Source organism: Pseudomonas sp. S31 (assembly GCF_016648105.1).
In the GTDB taxonomy this organism is placed as follows: Bacteria; Pseudomonadota; Gammaproteobacteria; order Pseudomonadales; family Pseudomonadaceae; genus Aquipseudomonas.
The window spans coordinates 93,908-109,826 of the sequence record NZ_JACVVE010000021.1 but is presented as its reverse complement, the minus strand read 5'-3'; the positions used below and the strand labels follow the sequence as shown (position 1 = coordinate 109,826).

The window sequence follows — 15,919 nt, the reverse complement described above, 5'->3', positions numbered from 1 at the left end:
AGTCTGGACAACACCGGCGGCCTGCTGCTCAGCCAGCAAGCCATCGACCACAAGCTGAACCCCTCAAGCGGAGTCAGCCCCATGAGCACCCAGCACCCCATCGTTTCCCGCACCGAGTGGCTCGCCGCCCGCTACCAGCTGTGGCTCCACGAAAAAGCCCTCACCCACCAACGCGACGAGGTCGCCGCCGCTCGCCTGGCCCTGCCCTGGGTCAAGCTGGAACAGCCCTACCGCTTCCAAGGCGCGGATGGCGAACTCAACCTCGCCGACCTGTTCGCCGGCCGCCGCGCCACATTGCTGTCATCGCTAGCGAACCCCGAATAGCGGCGGTTTTCGGGAAACCAACCATACTTCAGCGGTCTCCTCCCGTGCCGACGACTGCCTATGCACAACCGCCGCCGCTTCTTGCAACTGCGTACCCTGGTCCTGGGCATGGTGCTGCTGGCCTGCCTGTCCACATTGATAAACACGCTCTACGTGGCCTACCGGGTCCAACAGACCGCGCTGGTGAAATCGAGCCTGCAAGCCAACCAAGCCTATGCCAGCAAAGTCGCCTCGAGCATCGATGCATTCATCAAGTCGGCACGCGATCACCTGCGCTACAGCGCCGCGCTGCTGGCAACCGAAATGCCCGACGCCGACCTGCGTATCGCCGAGGCAAAGCGCCTGCAGGCCCAGGACCTGGACTTCAACTCGATCGTCATCGTCAATGCCCGCGGCCGCATCCTGGCGGCCTATCCGGATATCCGCCAGATCGCCAGCAGCCGCCTGAGCTCTTCCGAAATACTCCAGGCCGTGGACTCGGCCAAGCCGCACATCAGCAACGCCTATACCTCGCGCGGAGGTGACCTGGTGGTGTTCATCTCCGAACCGATCCGCGCGCCCGACGGCACCTACCTGGGCCTGGTCGGCGGTTCGGTGTTCCTCAAGAAGGAAAGCGAACTGCATACCGTGATTGGCGCGCATTACCAGAACGATGGCTCATACGTATTCGTCGCCGACACCAACCGTCGGCTGCTCTATCACCCTGACCATGAGCTTATCGGTAGCGTCGTCAGCGGTAGCCCGACCATCGAAGCGGCCCTACGTGGGGAGACTGGTAGCCTGGATGCGCCCAACTATATCGGCATCCCGATGCTTGCAGGCTTCGCCCCGGTGGCCGACGCACACTGGGCGGTGGTGGCCCAGCAACCCCGCGAGCTGGCCCTGGCGCCCTTGCGTGAGCTGATGCAGAAAGTGGCGTTGCATATCTTGCCGACCAGCGCCATCGGCCTGCTGCTGATGCTCTGGCTGACCCAATACCTGACCAAACCGCTACGCCACCTCGCCGACGCGGCCAGGCATTTTTCATCCAGCCATGCCGACGCAGACCTCAAGCGCATCGACGCCTGGTATGCCGAAGCGGCGGACATTCGCAGTGCTTTGATCACCGGCGAGCAACTGCTGCAGGAGCGTTTCGGCAAGTTGCGCCAGGAAGCCGAGAGCGATGCCCTCACCGGCCTGCCCAACCGCCGGGTGCTGCAAGCCGCACTCGACGAGCTGATGCAGGGGCAACGCGACTTCGCCGTGCTGGCGCTGGATATCGACCACTTCAAGCGGGTCAACGACACCTATGGCCACGATGCCGGCGACGAAGTGCTGCAGCACCTGGCCGAATTGCTACGCCAGCGCTCACGCCAGCAGGACCTGCCCTGCCGGGTCGGCGGCGAGGAGTTCACCATGCTCCTGCCCGATACCCGGCTCGAGGACGCCCGGCGCATTGCCGAACGCATCCGCGCAGCGGTCGAAGAAGCCGATACCCCCCATGTCGGCCGGCTGACCCTGTCGATCGGCGTGGCCTGCCGCCAGCCCGACACCCAGCAGGCCGATACCTTGCTCAAGCAGGCCGACGAGCAGCTGTACAAGGCCAAGCAGAGCGGCCGTAACCGGGTCGAGGTATTTACCCCCTGACCCGGAGCATGCCGCGTTCGACGATGAAATCGATCACCGCCTGCAGCCCTTCGCCCTTCTTCAGGTTGCTGAAGGTCCAGGGCCGCTGCGGGCGCATGCGCTGGGTGTCGCGCTCCATCACCTCCAGCGAAGCCCCCACATAAGGGGCCAGGTCGGTCTTGTTGATCACCAGGAAGTCGGATTTGGTGATGCCTGGGCCGCCCTTGCGCGGGATTTTCTCGCCTTCGGCGACGTCGATCACATAGATGGTGAGGTCGGCAAGCTCCGGACTGAAGGTGGCGCTGAGGTTGTCACCGCCACTTTCCACGAATATGACTTCGAGATTGCCAAATTTGCGCGCCAGGTCCTCGACTGCAGCCAGGTTCATCGAGGCGTCTTCGCGGATGGCCGTGTGCGGGCAGCCGCCGGTCTCGACGCCGACGATGCGCTCAGGTTCCAGTGCGCCGGCCTCGGTGAGGATGCGCTGGTCTTCCTTGGTGTAGATGTCGTTGGTGACCACGGCAATCTGGTAGTGATCGCGCATGGCCTTGCACAGGGCTTCGAGCAGCGCGGTCTTGCCAGAGCCGACCGGGCCGCCGACACCGACGCGCAGGGGTTGCTGATAGCTTTGCATGAAGGCAGTCCTCAAGAACGGAACAAACGGGTGTATTGGGTTTCGTGTCGTGACGAGGCGATGGCCAGCAGCGGCAGGCCACCGCCAAGCTGGTCATCGCTCAGGGCCAGGGCATGGTCGAGCACGCCGGGCAACTCTGTGCCCAGGTCGCGCAACAGGGTCTGCGCCGCCTGCTGGCCGAACGGCACCAGCTTGACCCCAGCCATCACCGCCCCTTCCAGCCAGGCGAAGGCATGGCCCAGGGCGAGCTGGCGCAGCGGTATCGACCAGTGCGCGGCCAACCAGGCCATGCCGCTGAGCTGGGTCAACTCCAGGCTGGCGCGCCAGGCCGGATCCTGGCCCAGTTGCCAGCCGTCGATCATCCGCGCCAGGGCCGCGCCGCGCTGCCGTTCTTCCAGGCGCAGCTCGGCGGTCTCGCGGTTGGCCAGGAGGAACTGGCTCCAGCGGGCGAAGGCCTCGGCATCGCCGACCTGGCAGGCTTGATACAGGCGCGCCAGCAGCGGCCAGTCCAGGTGCACCAGGGTGTCGTGGATCTGCTCGCGCTGCCAACTGGCGAAACCGGCAGTGTCACGCACCCAGCCGGCCTCCACTGCCCACTCCAGGCCCTGCGAATAGGTGAAGCCGCCCACCGGCAGGCCCGGGCTGGCCAATTGCAGCAGGCGCAACAGCGCCAGGTCGCTGTCCATCAGCCGGCCAGCACCACGGCGGCGCCAGCCAGCAGGCCGCCACCGAAGGCTTTCTGCAGGCCGCTGTGGCGGCGCAGCAGGCAACCGACGGCAAAACCGGCCAGCAGCAACAAGCCACTGACCGTCACGAAGCCGGCGCTGAACTGCCAGAACGCGCTCGGCGTGGCCTCGACGCCATGGGCCCAGCCATGGAACAGCGCGAATACCGGCATGGCCAGTGCCAGCAGCAGCTGGCGGCTGGGCAGCAACACGGCGGCCGCGGCGACCAGCACCGAGACCGCGATCATGCTTTCCATACCCAGCACGTCACCGAACAGATGACCACACACGGCACCGGCGAACATCGCCGCCAGGGTCGCCAGCGGCAAGGCCAGGTTGCGTCGGGTCAGCGCGGCCAGCACGCCGGTACCGAGCAGCATCAGCAAGTGATCGAGCCCAGTCAGCGGGTGCAGCAGACCATCGTGCAACGGATTGGTATCGTGGCCGGGGTGAGCGAAGGCCGGCAGCGCGACCAGCAGCAGAGCAAGGGCGAAAGTCTTTTTCATCAGGGTCTCCATCGAAGGCAGGTCAAGCGTGGGACGGCAGTCGCACGAAGGGGTGGTCGTGGCTATGTTCGTGGCTATGGTTGTGGCTGTGTGGTGCACTTTGGTAAGCGCCGGCTTCCGGCTCGAATGGCGCCTGTTCGGCTTCGACCGTCAGCCCCAGGCCGCGCAGCATGTCGTCGAGCACATGGTCGTGCTGGTAACGCAGCAGGCCCGGCTCGATCTGCAACGGCACGTGGCGGTTACCCAGGTGATAGGCGGCACGGGCCAGCAGGTGCGGGTCGTCGCAGCGCATCGTGGACACGCGCTCGGGCGCGGCAAGCACGCGCACCACCAGGCTGCCCGCGGCATCGGCGAGCAGCTCGCCGCCGCGCAGCAGGTGCCCACGGTCGAGCATCAGGCCGGCCTCGCGGCCATCGTCGAGGGTCACCCGCAAGCGGCTTTTGATACGGCTGTCGACATCCAGGGTGACAGTGCCGTCGACGCGGTCGGCGGCCTCGATACGGCGGGTCAGAACAATCATATTCACTCCTTCAGAACAGGAAATAACGCTGCGCCAGAGGCAGTTCGCGCGCCGGTTCACACACCAGCAGCTCACCATCGGCGCGTACCTGGTAGGTCTGCGAGTCGACCTCGATCAACGGCTGCAAGGTGTTGTGCCGCATGTCGGCCTTGCGTACCTGACGGCAGCCGTGAGCCATCCCGATCAGGCTGCGCAGGCCAAGCTCCTCGGCCAGGCCACGGTCCATCGCCGCCTGGGGCAGGAACGTCATGCGCGTGGCATGGCGGGCCGCACCAAGGGCGCCGAACATTGGCCGGTAATGCACCGGCTGTGGGGTCGGGATCGAGCCATTGATGTCGCCCATGGGCGCGGTGGCGATCATCCCGCCCTTGATCACCAGGGCTGGCTTGACCGCGAAGAACGCCGGCGACCACAGCACCAGGTCGGCCAGCTTGCCGACTTCCACCGAGCCGACTTCGTGGGCAATGCCGTGGGTCAGCGCCGGGTTGATGGTGTACTTGGCGATGTAGCGCTTGACCCGGAAGTTGTCGCTGTAGGCGCCATCCGGTGCCAGCGGGCCACGGCGCAGCTTCATCTGGTGAGCCACCTGCCAGGTACGCAGCACCACTTCGCCGACCCGGCCCATGGCTTGGGAGTCGGACGAGGTCATGGCGAAAGCGCCCATGTCGTGGAGGATGTCCTCGGCGGCGATGGTCTCGCGACGGATGCGCGACTCGGCGAAGGCCACGTCCTCGGCGATGCTCGGGTCCAGGTGGTGGCAGACCATGAGCATGTCCAGGTGCTCGTCGACGGTGTTGATCGTGTACGGCAGGGTCGGGTTGGTCGAGGATGGCAGTACGTTGGCCTGCCCCGCCGCACGAATGATGTCCGGGGCATGGCCGCCACCGGCACCTTCGGTGTGGAAGGTATGAATGGTGCGATCGCCAATGGCCGCCAGGGTGTCCTCGATGCAGCCGGACTCGTTGAGGGTGTCGGTGTGGATCGCCACCTGGATGTCCATTTCCTCGGCCACGCCCAGGCAGCAGTCGATGGCCGCGGGAGTCGACCCCCAGTCCTCGTGCAGTTTCAGCCCCACCGCACCGGCGGCGATCTGCTCGCGCAGCGCTTCAGGGCGCGAGGCATTGCCCTTGCCGAGCAAGCCGATGTTGATCGGCAGGCAGTCGGCGGCCTGGAGCATCCGCGCCAGGTACCAGGGCCCCGGTGTGCAGGTGGTGGCATTGGTACCGGTGGCCGGGCCGGTGCCGCCGCCGATGAAGGTGGTGACACCACTGGTGAGTGCTTCTTCGACCTGCTGCGGGCAGATGAAGTGGATGTGCGAGTCGATACCGCCGGCGGTGACGATCTTGCCTTCGGCGGCGATCACCTCGGTGCCCGGCCCCACCGGCACGGTGACGCCCGGCTGCACATCGGGATTGCCGGCCTTGCCGATGGCCGCGATGCGCCCGTGCTTGACGCCGATATCGGCTTTGACGATACCCCAGTGGTCGATGATCAGCGCATTGGTCAGTACCAGGTCCATGGCCTCGGCCGCCAGCATCTGGCCCTGGCCCATGCCGTCGCGGATGACCTTGCCGCCGCCGAACTTGACCTCCTCGCCGTAGATCGTGAAGTCCTTCTCGACCTCCACCCACAACGCGGTGTCGGCCAAGCGCACACGGTCGCCGACGGTGGGGCCGAACATGTCGGCATAGGCACGGCGGGAAATTCGGCTCATGCCCTGCCCTCCAGCGCGCCCATCACCTTGCCCTGGAAGCCGTGTACCTCGCGCTTGCCGGCATAGGCCACCAGCTGCACGGTGCGCGACTGGCCCGGCTCGAAGCGCACCGCGGTACCGGCCGGGATGTCCAGGCGAAAGCCGCGAGTCGGCTCGCGCTCGAACACCAGGGCGTCGTTGACCTCGTAGAAGTGGTAGTGCGAGCCGACCTGCACCGGCCGGTCGCCATGGTTGGCCACGCTGACACTGACCGTGGCGCGGCCGACATTGAGTTCGATGTCGCCGGCGGCGACCTGGATTTCTCCTGGGATCATGCTGGGCTCCTGGGCCGGGTCAGACGATGGGGTCATGCACGGTCACCAGCTTGGTGCCGTCGGGAAAGGTGGCTTCGACCTGCACGTCATGGAGCATCTCGGCGACGCCTTCCATCACTTGCTCGCGGCCGAGCACCTCGCGGCCCAGGCTCATCAGCTCGGCCACCGTGCGGCCATCGCGGGCGCCTTCGAGCACGGCGGCGCTGATCAACGCCACCGCCTCCGGGTAGTTGAGCTTCAGGCCACGGGCCAGGCGCCGTTCGGCCAGCAGTGCGGCGGTGAACAGCAGCAGTTTGTCTTTCTCTCTCGGGGTCAGCTCCATGGCGCTCTCTCAAGTGGCCCAGATGCGCGGCGGGCACGCAGGCAGGCCGAGGACGGCCGGGCGCAGTACGTGCCAGAGGCGCTGCAGGGTGTGTTGCAGGTGTTGGTTGTCGTGGTCGAGCAGGCGGATCACCAGCAGTGGACCGAGCAAGGTGGCGCCGGCCGGGTTGCCCAACTCGTCGAGGAGCGGGCGGATCCGTTCCAGCACGGCCTGGTCGGCAGGCGCCGCGCAGAAGGTGGCGAGCAAGGGATGCCCGGCCAGCTTGCCCAACTGCCCGCCCTCGATACGCAGGCGCTCGTGCAAACCAGGACCGTCTGGCAAGTCGATGCACAGGCGGCTGTCCAACGCGCCCTGGTCGAAGCGTTCGTGCATCACCGGGCGGCCCAGGCACAGGGTTTCCCAGGCCAGCAGGCGAGCGCCGGGTTCGAGGGTAAAGCGGCTGTCCAGGCTGGCCCGTGCGCCGTTGAAGAAGATGCTGTCCTGCGGCAGCCACTCGAGCGTGCTGCCGGCCTGCAGATGGAAGCGCTGGGCCAGCCGTGCCGTAGGGCAGATGCTGCGGTAGAACTTGCTGGCGCCGGGCATGGTCAGCAGCGCATGGCTAGCGGGTTCGAGGTGGATATCCAGTTCCAGCCGGTCGCCAGCGACGATGCCGCCGGGCGGGTGTAAGACGTAGACATGACAAGGTGCACCTTCAGGGTAGAAGGGTCGCTGCACCAAAAGAGGTCCGAAATGACGCCGCGCACCAAGGCGGGTCACGCCGTCACGCTCGACGAAGCGTAGCTGAAGGTGCGCGCTCCAACCTGCATCCTGTTCCGGTGGTTCGATCTGCTCCGCGAGCGACATCCTGCGGCCCCTGATAATCCGTGGCCTGACGGCCGTTTAGAGGGTCACGCGCGGCACTCCAGGGGAGCGTTGCGGGCTGACCACTCGATCAAATTCGCTGGCTGGATATAGCAGGTTGCGGGCCAACTTCGCAGGTGAAGGCAGATGAAACATTTGCCGCGAGGGCTCTGGCATGGGGCATATGCGCCTGGAACGCACATGGAAGGGGCGGGATTCAGCCCTGTTTCGGTGCTGGTTGGTGAGACGTTTTGGAGGGGCTGGGAGCAGGGCGAGGAGTCGTAGTGGATTCGAGATCGAGCGCCGCCCGCGCGGCGCTTCGCGGGTAAACCCGCTCCTACATTTGTTGCAACGTGCCATACCTGAAAGGCCATGGTTGCCAGCCTTGCACCCGCCAGGAGATCCCACAGGCAATATTGGCCCGAAACAAACTGGGGCTAGGCAATGAAAATCCCCCGCCATGCCCCCTGCGCACCTGCCAATTCGTGACTGGCCGTTCCCGATCCGCGACGGATGTATTATCGTGGCGAGGTGCGCATACAACAGCAGCCCGAGCGATCGGGCATCTGCAAGACAATCGAGGGTGTCATGAGTAACGAGAGCATTAACTGGGACAAGCTGGGTTTCGACTACATCAAGACCGACAAGCGCTACCTGTCCGTATGGCGCGATGGTGAGTGGGACAACGGCACCCTGACCGAAGACAACGTGCTGCACATCAGTGAAGGCTCCACCGCCCTGCACTATGGCCAGCAATGCTTCGAGGGCCTCAAGGCCTACCGTTGCAAGGACGGCTCGATCAACCTGTTCCGCCCTGACCAGAACGCCGCCCGCATGCAGCGCAGCTGCGCCCGCCTGCTGATGCCGCAAGTGCCGACCGATGTCTTCATCGAGGCCTGCAAGCAAGTGGTCAAGGCCAACGAGAAGTTCGTTCCGCCACACGGCAAGGGCGCCCTCTACCTGCGTCCGTTCGTGATCGGCACCGGTGACAACATCGGCGTGCGCACCGCCCCCGAGTTCATCTTCTCGGTCTTCGCCATCCCGGTTGGCTCGTACTTCAAGGGCGGCATGAAGCCGCACAACTTCCAGATTTCCAGCTTCGACCGTGCCGCCCCTCAAGGCACTGGCGCCGCCAAGGTCGGTGGCAACTACGCCGCCAGCCTGCAGCCAGGCGCCGAAGCCAAGAAGGCTAACTTCGCCGACGCCATCTACCTGGACCCGCTGACCCACACCAAGATCGAGGAAGTCGGCTCGGCCAACTTCTTCGGCATCACTGCCAACAACGAGTTCGTCACGCCGAAGTCGGCCTCGGTGCTGCCAGGCATCACTCGCCTGTCGCTGATGGAACTGGCGCAATCGCGCCTGGGCCTGACCGTGATCGAAGGCGACGTCGAGATCAACAAGCTCGACCGCTTCCTCGAAGCCGGCGCCTGTGGCACCGCTGCGGTGATAACCCCGATCGGTGGCATCGAGTACAACGGCAAACTGCACGTGTTCCACGACCTGGAGAAGGTCGGCCCGGTCACCCAGAAGCTCTACAACGAGCTGACCGGCATCCAGAGCGGTGACGTCGAAGCGCCAGCAGGCTGGATCGTCAAGGTCGCCTGAGGCGTCGCGCCACACGAATCAACGGGGCATGCCAGGCAATGGCATGCCCCGTTTCGTTTTGTGCGACCGATAGATGAATTTTTCTTAAATCGCCGCTTGTCTATTCTTTGGCACAATCAAATCTCCATTCGCCGCCCAGGAACCAGCATGCCCCGCGTACTGACCATCGAAGACGACGCAGTCACCGGACAGGAAATCGTCGCCGAACTCACCAGCCACGGCCTGGACGTGGACTGGGCCGACAATGGCCGTGAGGGCCTGGCCAAGGCCATTGCCGGGGGCTATGACCTGATCACCCTCGACCGCATGCTGCCCGAAGTCGATGGCCTGACCATCGTCACCACCCTGCGCAACCTGAAGATCGCCACGCCGATCCTGATGATCAGCGCCCTCTCCGATGTCGACGAACGCGTGCGCGGCTTGCGTGCCGGCGGCGACGACTACCTGACCAAGCCGTTCGCCTCGGACGAAATGGCCGCCCGCGTCGAAGTGCTGCTGCGGCGCAACAGCGTACCGATGACCCAGACCCGGCTGCAGGTCGCAGACCTGGAGCTGGACCTGATCAGCCACGAGGCACGACGCGGCGAGCAGACCCTCAACCTGCTGCCCACCGAGTACAAGCTGCTGGAATACCTGATGCGCCATGCCGGCCAGGTGATTACCCGGATGATGATTTTCGAGGAGGTCTGGGGCTATCACTTCGACCCCGGCACCAACCTGATCGACGTGCATATCGGCCGCCTGCGCAAGAAGATCGACGCGCCTGGCCAGTCACCGTTGATCCGAACCGTTCGGGGCTCCGGCTATGCCATTGCCGAACCCGTCTAAAGGCTGGAGTTCCTCGACCAGCCGCCTGCTGGCACTGTACAGCTTCCTGTTCGTGGCCTGGAGCTGCATCCTCATGGGGGTGCTGTACTTCGAGGTGTCCAGCTACCTGAACAAGCTCACCCGCCATTCCATGCTGCAGCGCCAGCACCTGTTCGCCCATATGAGCGGCAAGCAGCTGGACGACGCCCTGATCGCCAGCCAGGCCTTCGAGGAGCGGGCCTTCGATGCCTATGGCCTGTTCGACGCCCAGCTCAATCCGATCGGCGGTCGCATCCGCGCTATACCGCCCGAGCTCGGCATGGACGGCCAGGTGCACGAGCTGCAGCGCTGCCTGGATGCCGACGACCCGCATGTACCGCGCGACAGCTGCGATGCCGTGGCCATCAAAGTACAGGACGGCCGCTGGCTGGTACTGGTGCGCGACAACGGCTCGCTGTTCGTGGTCACCCGGATCATTCTCGACGCCCTGCTGTGGGGCATCTCCCTGACCCTGATACCCGGCTTCGCGGGTTGGTACCTATTGCGGCGCAGGCCGCTCAAGCGCATCCGCGCAATCCAGGCGCAGGCCGAACTGATCGTCGCCGGCGACCTGACTCACCGCCTGCCCCTGTCTGCCCGCCGCGACGAGCTGGACATGCTCGCCGCCATCGTCAACGCCATGCTCGACCGTATCGAGCGCCTGATGCATGAGGTCAAGGGTGTGTGCGACAACATCGCGCATGACCTGCGCACGCCGCTGACCCGCTTGCGCGCCCAGCTCTACCGAATCCGCCAGCAGAGCAGCGTGGATTCGCCACAAGCCGAAGCGCTGGACCAGGCGATCGGTGAGACCGACACACTGATGGCGCGTTTCCGCGGCCTGTTGCGCATCAGCGAGCTGGAGGATCGCCAACGGCGCGCCGGCTTCGTCCAGCTCGATCCCCATGAACTGCTGGTGGAATTGCATGATTTCTACCTGCCACTGGCCGAGGATGGCGCCATTCGCCTGCATCTGCAGCAGCCTGAGCGCCTGGCGGCCCTGCACGGGGATCGCGAGCTGATGTTCGAGGCCCTGGCCAACTTGATGGGCAACGCCATCAAATTCACCCCCGAAGGCGGCCAGGTGGTGGTGACCGCGACCCAGGACGAAGCCGGCGTGCATATCGCCATCGATGACAGTGGGCCGGGGATTCCCGCACAAGAGCGGGACGCGGTATTGAAACGCTTCTATCGCAGCGAGGAAGGCCACCGCCATACCGGTTTCGGGTTGGGATTGTCGATCGTCGCGGCGATCGTCGACCTGCATGGGTTTGGCCTGGAGGTCGGCGAAAGCGAGTTGGGTGGGGCAAAGCTGGTGCTGCATTGCAAATAAAAGCTGGGGCCGCGTTGCGGCCCCAATTACGCTGATCAGTCAGCCAGTCGCCAGGTAGTGGCACCCTTGCTGTCTTCCAGCACCACGCCCATGGCGGTCAGCTGGTCGCGGATACGGTCGGACTCGGCCCAGTTCTTGTCGGCACGCGCCTGCAGGCGCGCCTGGATCAAGGCTTCCACTTCGGCGCCATCGACCTTGCCTTCGGCACCGGCACGCAGGAACTCATCGGCATCCAGCTGCAGCACACCCAGCACATCACCCAACTCGCGCAAGCGACCGGCCAGGCCGGCGGCGGCCTCAGGGTCGCTGTCACGCAGGCGGTTGATCTCACGCACCAGGTCGAACAATACCGCGCAGGCCTCGGGCGTACCGAAGTCGTCGTTCATCGCCACGCTGAAGCGCTCGACGAACGCTTCGCCACCCTTGGCCGCCACCCGCGGCAAGCCGCGCAGGGCATGATAGAAGCGCTCCAGCGCACCCTTGGCATCACGCAGGCTGTCTTCGGAATAGTTGATGGCGCTGCGGTAGTGGCTGGCCACCAGCAGGTAGCGCACCACTTCCGGGTGATACTTTTCAAGCACGTCGCGAATGGTGAAGAAGTTGTTCAACGACTTGGACATCTTCTCGCCATTGATGCGGATCATGCCGCAGTGCATCCAGGCATTGGCGTACTGCTTGCCGGTGGCGGCTTCGCTCTGGGCGATCTCGTTCTCGTGGTGCGGGAACTCCAGGTCGCTGCCACCGCCGTGAATGTCGAAGCTCTCGCCCAGGCAGCAAGTCGACATCACCGAGCATTCGATGTGCCAGCCCGGACGGCCTGGGCCCCACGGCGACTCCCAGCTCGGCTCGCCGGGCTTGACACCCTTCCACAGCACGAAGTCCAGCGGGTCCTGCTTGGCCTCGTCGACCTCGATGCGTGCACCGATGCGCAGGTCTTCGATCTTCTTGCGCGACAGCTTGCCGTAACCGACGAACTTGCCGACCCGGTAGTACACGTCGCCATTGCCCGGCGCGTAGGCGTAGCCTTTGTCGATCAGGGTCTGGATCATCGCGTGCATGCCGGCGATATGGTCGGTGGCACGCGGTTCCTGGTCCGGCGGCAGGATGTTGAGGCGACGCTCGTCTTCATGCATCGCGTCGATCATACGGGCGGTCAGCGCGTCGAACGACTCGCCGTTCTCGTTGGCCCGGTTGATGATCTTGTCGTCGATGTCGGTGATGTTGCGCACGTAGGTCAGTTCGTAGCCGCTCTTGCGCAGCCAGCGGGTAACCAGGTCGAAGGCCACCATGCTGCGGCCATGGCCCAGGTGGCAGTAGTCGTACACGGTCATGCCGCACACGTACATGCGCACCTTGTTGCCGTCGAGCGGCTTGAAGGTTTCCTTGGTCTTGCTCAGCGTGTTGTAGATGGTAAGCACGGCGATTCCTTAGCTGCCCCAGGAGTCACGCAGGGTGACGGTGCGGTTGAACACCGGACGGCCCGGCTGGCTGTCCTTGAGGTCGGCGCAGAAGTAACCCTCGCGCTCGAACTGGAAGCGGTCCTCCGGCTGTGCCTGGCCCAGCGAAGGCTCGGCGCGGCAACCACTGAGCACTTGCAGCGAATCGGGGTTGATGTTGTCGAGGAAGCTGCCGCCATCTTCGGTCTTTTCCGGGTTCGGCGAGCGGAACAGGCGGTCGTACAGGCGCACTTCACACTCCACGCTGCCTTCAGCCGGGACCCAGTGGATCACGCCCTTGACCTTGCGGCCCTCGGGGTTCTTGCCCAGGGTGTCCGGATCGTAGGAGCAGCGCAGCTCGACGATGTTGCCATCGGCGTCCTTGATCGCCTCGTCGGCGCGGATCACGTAGCTGCCGCGCAGGCGTACTTCACCGGCCGGTTCCAGGCGCTTGTAGCCTTTTGGCGGCTCTTCCATGAAGTCGTCACGGTCGATGTACAGCTCGCGGGCGAACGGCAGCACGCGCACGCCCATGTCTTCCTTCGGGTGGCGCGGCAGTTCGAGCTGCTCGACCTGGCCCTCGGGGTAGTTGGTGATGACCACCTTCAGCGGGCGCAGCACGCACATGGCGCGCGGTGCGGTGCGGTCGAGGTCGTCGCGGATGCTGAATTCGAGCATCGACATGTCGACCACGCCGTCGGAACGGTTGGTACCGATCATTTCGCAGAAGTTGCGGATCGACGCCGGGGTGTAGCCACGGCGGCGGAAGCCCGACAGGGTCGACATGCGCGGGTCGTCCCAGGCGCTGACGTGTTGCTCGTCGACCAGCTGCTTGAGCTTGCGCTTGGAGGTGATGGTGTAGTTCAGGTTCAGGCGGCTGAACTCGTACTGGCGTGGGTGCGCCGGTACCGGCAGGTTGTCCAGGAACCAGTCGTACAGCGGGCGATGGCCTTCGAACTCGAGGGTGCAGATCGAGTGGGTGATGCCCTCGATGGCATCCGACTGGCCATGGGTGAAGTCGTAGTTCGGGTAGATGCACCACTTGTCACCGGTCTGGTGGTGGTGGGCATGGCGAATACGGTACAGGATCGGGTCGCGCAGGTTCATGTTCGGCGATGCCATGTCGATCTTGGCACGCAGCACACGCTCGCCATCCTTGAACTCGCCGGCCTTCATGCGGGCGAACAGGTCGAGGTTGTCCTCGACGCTGCGCTCGCGGAACGGGCTGTTCTTGCCGGGTTCGGTCAGGCTGCCACGGTATTGCTTGGCCTGATCAGGGGTCAGGTCGCAGACATAGGCCTTGCCACGCTTGATCAGTTCGACGGCCCAGTCGTGCAACTGGTCGAAGTAATTCGAGGCGTAGCGCACCTCGCCGGCCCAGTCGAAGCCCAGCCACTTGACGTCGCTCTGGATGGCGTCGATGTACTCCTGGTCCTCTTTGGCCGGGTTGGTGTCATCGAAGCGCAGGTGGCAGACGCCGCCGAATTCCTTGGCCAGGCCGAAGTTGACGCAGATCGACTTGGCGTGGCCGATGTGCAGGTAGCCGTTGGGCTCTGGCGGGAAACGGGTGACGATACTGCTGTGCTTGCCCGAGTCCAGGTCGGCCTGGATGATCGGCCGCAGGAAGTTCGCAGGGACGGCGGGGGCGCCTTTGGCAGCGGCGTTGGGCGCGTTGTCGGCAGTGGGCTTGCTCATAGGATCCTTGAATGCACGTGTCCGGCCTGGGTAGGCCGATTGAATCAAAGGGCCTATCATAGCCGAAGCAGTCAAGCTGCTGACAGTCGGGCTCGGACAAACTGCCGTGATTTATCGCCGCTTTTTGCCGCAGCCTGGCAAAATGGCCCCTGCGCGCCATGTGTCGTGGTCGCCGGATCCTGCGTCAGGTGACTACAGGCGCCCTGCGCACCCTATTCCCGAATGCCTTGAGAGAGCGAATTCCAGCATGTCCAAAGTCAAACTGACCACCAACCAAGGCGATATCGTCATCCAGCTGAACGCTGAAAAAGCCCCGATCACCGTGGCCAACTTCATCGAATACGTTAACGCTGGCCACTACAGCAACACCGTATTCCACCGCGTCATCAAAGGCTTCATGATCCAGGGCGGCGGTTTCGAGCCAGGCATGAACGAAAAACGTGACAAGCGTGCCAGCATCCAGAACGAAGCCGACAATGGCCTGAAGAACACCAAGTACAGCATTGCCATGGCCCGCACCATGGAGCCGCACTCCGCTTCCGCACAGTTCTTCATCAACGCCTCCGACAATAACTTCCTCAACCACAGCGGCAAGAACGTGCAGGGCTGGGGCTACGCCGTGTTCGGTGAAGTGATCGAAGGCCGTGAAGTGGTCGACGCGATCGAAAAAGTCGCCACTGGCTCCAAGGCTGGCCACCAGGACGTGCCGAAAGACGACGTGATCATCGAGAAAGCCGAGATCATTGAGTGATACTGCTGATCTCCGATCTGCACCTGCAAGAAGAACGCCCGGACATTACCCGGGCGTTTCTTGATCTGCTCGATGGCCGCGCCCGCCATGCCGAGGCCCTGTACATCCTCGGCGACTTTTTCGAGGCCTGGATCGGCGACGATGCCATGACGCCCTTCCAGCAGTCGATCTGCCAGGCCCTGCGCCAGTTGAGCGACAGCGGCACAGCCATCTACCTGATGCACGGCAACCGTGACTTCCTGCTCGGCCAGGGCTTCTGCAAGGCCGCAGGCGCGACCCTGCTGCCCGACCCGAGCGTGATCGAGCTGGGTGGCGAGGCAGTGCTGCTGATGCATGGCGACACCCTGTGTACCCGCGACGCGGCCTACATGAAACTGCGCCGCTACCTGCGCAACCCGCTGACCCTGTGGATCCTCCGGCACCTGCCGCTGTCCGCTCGGCACAAGCTGGCACGCAAGCTGCGCAGTGAAAGCCGTGCGCAAGTGCGCATGAAGGCCACCGAGATCGTCGACGTGACGCCTGAGGAAGTACCCCGGGTAATGGCCGCCCATGGCGTGCGCACTCTGGTCCACGGCCACACGCACCGGCCGGCGATCCACAAGCTGGTGGTCGACGGCCAGCCCGCGCGGCGTATCGTGCTGGGCGACTGGGACCGCCGTGGCTGGACCTTGCAGGTGGACGAGCACGGTTTCCAGCTGGAGCCGTTCGAGTTCTCCTGAAGGCCCCTCCTGTCTTCATCGCCGGCA

The 15,919-nt window shown here is 64.6% G+C and carries 16 protein-coding genes and 1 pseudogene; 7 read left to right on the top strand and 10 right to left on the bottom strand.

Annotation, left to right across the window (positions count from 1 at the left end):
• Positions 1-81: 81 nt before the first annotated feature.
• Together IAE37_RS16705 and IAE37_RS16700 are read left to right on the top strand one after the other, a co-directional pair.
• A pseudogene (locus IAE37_RS16705) lies at positions 82-300 on the top strand (DUF899 family protein); the annotation flags it as partial.
• Positions 301-384: 84 nt separating this feature from the next.
• The gene (locus IAE37_RS16700; protein ID WP_201175308.1) at positions 385-1,950 is read left to right on the top strand and encodes a sensor domain-containing diguanylate cyclase; all 1,566 of its coding nucleotides are present in this window, start codon (positions 385-387) and stop codon (positions 1,948-1,950) included.
• Here the strand turns inward: IAE37_RS16700 and ureG are convergent.
• Genes ureG through IAE37_RS16660 form a run of 8 tightly spaced genes read right to left on the bottom strand, consistent with a single transcriptional unit; the run spans position 1,940 to position 7,507 of the window.
• A complete protein-coding gene (ureG, locus tag IAE37_RS16695) occupies positions 1,940-2,563 on the bottom strand; it encodes an urease accessory protein UreG (RefSeq protein ID WP_201175307.1) in 624 nt (207 codons plus the stop codon). The two genes, IAE37_RS16700 and ureG, sit on opposite strands and share 11 nt — an antisense overlap.
• An 11-nt stretch (positions 2,564-2,574) precedes the next feature.
• On the bottom strand, positions 2,575-3,249 hold the full coding sequence (locus IAE37_RS16690; protein ID WP_201175306.1) for an urease accessory protein UreF: 675 nt from the start codon (positions 3,247-3,249) through the stop codon (positions 2,575-2,577).
• Entirely contained in the window at positions 3,249-3,794 is a 546-nt protein-coding gene (locus tag IAE37_RS16685; RefSeq protein ID WP_201175305.1) for a HupE/UreJ family protein, read from the bottom strand. The genes IAE37_RS16690 and IAE37_RS16685 overlap by 1 nt, the downstream gene beginning before the upstream one ends.
• A gap of 22 nt (positions 3,795-3,816) precedes the next feature.
• Positions 3,817-4,314: an urease accessory protein UreE gene (ureE, locus tag IAE37_RS16680; protein WP_201175304.1), complete on the bottom strand. Its 498-nt coding sequence runs from the start codon at positions 4,312-4,314 to the stop codon at positions 3,817-3,819.
• A gap of 10 nt (positions 4,315-4,324) precedes the next feature.
• Complete coding sequence (ureC, locus tag IAE37_RS16675; protein ID WP_201175303.1) at positions 4,325-6,028, bottom strand: urease subunit alpha; 1,704 nt, start codon at positions 6,026-6,028, stop codon at positions 4,325-4,327.
• Complete coding sequence (locus IAE37_RS16670) at positions 6,025-6,342, bottom strand: urease subunit beta (protein WP_201175314.1); 318 nt, start codon at positions 6,340-6,342, stop codon at positions 6,025-6,027. Before IAE37_RS16670 ends, ureC begins: the two co-directional genes overlap by 4 nt.
• Positions 6,343-6,361: 19 nt before the next feature.
• The gene (locus IAE37_RS16665) at positions 6,362-6,664 is read right to left on the bottom strand and encodes an urease subunit gamma (RefSeq protein WP_167069853.1); all 303 of its coding nucleotides are present in this window, start codon (positions 6,662-6,664) and stop codon (positions 6,362-6,364) included.
• A 9-nt stretch (positions 6,665-6,673) separates the two neighbouring features.
• Complete coding sequence (locus tag IAE37_RS16660; RefSeq protein WP_201175302.1) at positions 6,674-7,507, bottom strand: urease accessory protein UreD; 834 nt, start codon at positions 7,505-7,507, stop codon at positions 6,674-6,676.
• 585 nt (positions 7,508-8,092) lie between these two features.
• Between IAE37_RS16660 and IAE37_RS16655 the strand changes: the two genes are divergently transcribed.
• The 3 genes from IAE37_RS16655 (at position 8,093) to IAE37_RS16645 (ending at position 11,291) form a co-directional block, all read left to right on the top strand.
• On the top strand, positions 8,093-9,112 hold the full coding sequence (locus tag IAE37_RS16655) for a branched-chain amino acid aminotransferase (RefSeq protein ID WP_201175301.1): 1,020 nt from the start codon (positions 8,093-8,095) through the stop codon (positions 9,110-9,112).
• A 147-nt stretch (positions 9,113-9,259) separates the two neighbouring features.
• Positions 9,260-9,940: a response regulator transcription factor gene (locus IAE37_RS16650; RefSeq protein WP_133324179.1), complete on the top strand. Its 681-nt coding sequence runs from the start codon at positions 9,260-9,262 to the stop codon at positions 9,938-9,940.
• Complete coding sequence (locus tag IAE37_RS16645; protein WP_201175299.1) at positions 9,918-11,291, top strand: sensor histidine kinase; 1,374 nt, start codon at positions 9,918-9,920, stop codon at positions 11,289-11,291. The genes IAE37_RS16650 and IAE37_RS16645 overlap by 23 nt, the downstream gene beginning before the upstream one ends.
• Before the next feature lie 35 nt (positions 11,292-11,326).
• Here the strand turns inward: IAE37_RS16645 and cysS are convergent, their stop codons facing one another.
• Together cysS and IAE37_RS16635 are read right to left on the bottom strand one after the other, a co-directional pair.
• Positions 11,327-12,709, bottom strand: a complete 1,383-nt coding sequence (gene cysS, locus IAE37_RS16640) for a cysteine--tRNA ligase (protein WP_201175297.1) — start codon at positions 12,707-12,709, stop codon at positions 11,327-11,329.
• Positions 12,710-12,718: 9 nt separating this feature from the next.
• The gene (locus IAE37_RS16635; RefSeq protein ID WP_201175296.1) at positions 12,719-14,422 is read right to left on the bottom strand and encodes a glutamine--tRNA ligase/YqeY domain fusion protein; all 1,704 of its coding nucleotides are present in this window, start codon (positions 14,420-14,422) and stop codon (positions 12,719-12,721) included.
• 247 nt (positions 14,423-14,669) lie between these two features.
• Here IAE37_RS16635 and IAE37_RS16630 point away from each other — a divergent pair, with 247 nt between their 5' ends.
• Together IAE37_RS16630 and lpxH are read left to right on the top strand one after the other, a co-directional pair.
• Positions 14,670-15,173, top strand: a complete 504-nt coding sequence (locus IAE37_RS16630) for a peptidylprolyl isomerase (protein ID WP_201175295.1) — start codon at positions 14,670-14,672, stop codon at positions 15,171-15,173.
• On the top strand, positions 15,170-15,892 hold the full coding sequence (lpxH, locus tag IAE37_RS16625) for a UDP-2,3-diacylglucosamine diphosphatase (RefSeq protein ID WP_201175294.1): 723 nt from the start codon (positions 15,170-15,172) through the stop codon (positions 15,890-15,892). The genes IAE37_RS16630 and lpxH overlap by 4 nt, the downstream gene beginning before the upstream one ends.
• Positions 15,893-15,919: the final 27 nt, after the last annotated feature.